This is a genomic window from Paenibacillus darwinianus (genome assembly GCF_000598065.1).
GTDB classification, from domain to species: domain Bacteria; phylum Bacillota; class Bacilli; order Paenibacillales; family Paenibacillaceae; genus Paenibacillus_I; species Paenibacillus_I darwinianus.
Window position 1 is genome coordinate 1 of sequence record NZ_KK082142.1, and the last position, 968, is coordinate 968.

The following is a 968-nucleotide window of genomic DNA, read 5'->3' on the forward strand; positions in this document are numbered from 1 at the left end:
CATGACGGCCGAGATCCTATTATTTTACCCGCCCGATTCCCGCCGCCGATTTCGTCAAATGGTTTGAAGGGTACCATGCAAGCCAGCGGGCTTGGACCGATTAAAGACCGGAGCAAAAGGGGAGAGCGGTATGCAAACCGAACGTTATCGTGTATTTATATATGGCTCGCTGCTTCCCGGCATGTCCAACCACATCGTCGTGTCCGATTATATCGAAGCCGTGGTGCCGGGGAGGATTGAGGGAAGGTTGGTCGATTGCGGCGCGTATCCGGCGCTTATACGCAGCGCGAAAGCGAACGGCCGGAGTGTCCGCGGCCTCTGGATCGAAGTCGGACGCGCGGGTCTCGCGGCTATGGATGCTCTGGAACAATTCGGTGGCATCGAGGAAACTAACGATTATGAGCGCGTCTGGGCACAGGACCTTGACCGGCCGGAACGAAACGGGACTCGAGCCGAAATAGCTGGAGCTGGAAATTACCGAGAGCATGACGGCCGAGATCCTATTATTTTACCCGCCCGATTCCCGCCGCCGATTTCGTCAAATGGTTTGAAGGGTACCATGCAAGCCAGCGGGCTTGGACCGATTAAAGACCGGAGCAAAAGGGGAGAGCGGTATGCAAACCGAACGTTATCGTGTATTTATATATGGCTCGCTGCTTCCCGGCATGTCCAACCACATCGTCGTGTCCGATTATATCGAAGCCGTGGTGCCGGGGAGGATTGAGGGAAGGTTGGTCGATTGCGGCGCGTATCCGGCGCTTATACGCAGCGCGAAAGCGAACGGCCGGAGTGTCCGCGGCCTCTGGATCGAAGTCGGACGCGCGGGTCTCGCGGCTATGGATGCTCTGGAACAATTCGGTGGCATCGAGGAAACTAACGATTATGAGCGCGTCTGGGCACAGGACCTTGACCGGCCGGAACAGGCGGGTTGGGTTTACGTATGGGAGGGAACGAGAGGTTTTCCGGAT

2 protein-coding genes are annotated in these 968 nt (G+C 57.1%); both read left to right on the top strand.

The window, feature by feature from the left end; all coding sequences use genetic code 11:
• Window positions 1–130: 130 nt before the first annotated feature.
• Window positions 131–724, top strand: a complete 594-nt coding sequence (locus BG52_RS15225; RefSeq protein ID WP_081793589.1) for a gamma-glutamylcyclotransferase family protein — start codon at window positions 131–133, stop codon at window positions 722–724.
• On the top strand, window positions 615–968 hold a 354-nt coding region (locus tag BG52_RS04850; protein ID WP_036666918.1), incomplete at its 3' end, for a gamma-glutamylcyclotransferase family protein. The genes BG52_RS15225 and BG52_RS04850, both read left to right, overlap by 110 nt.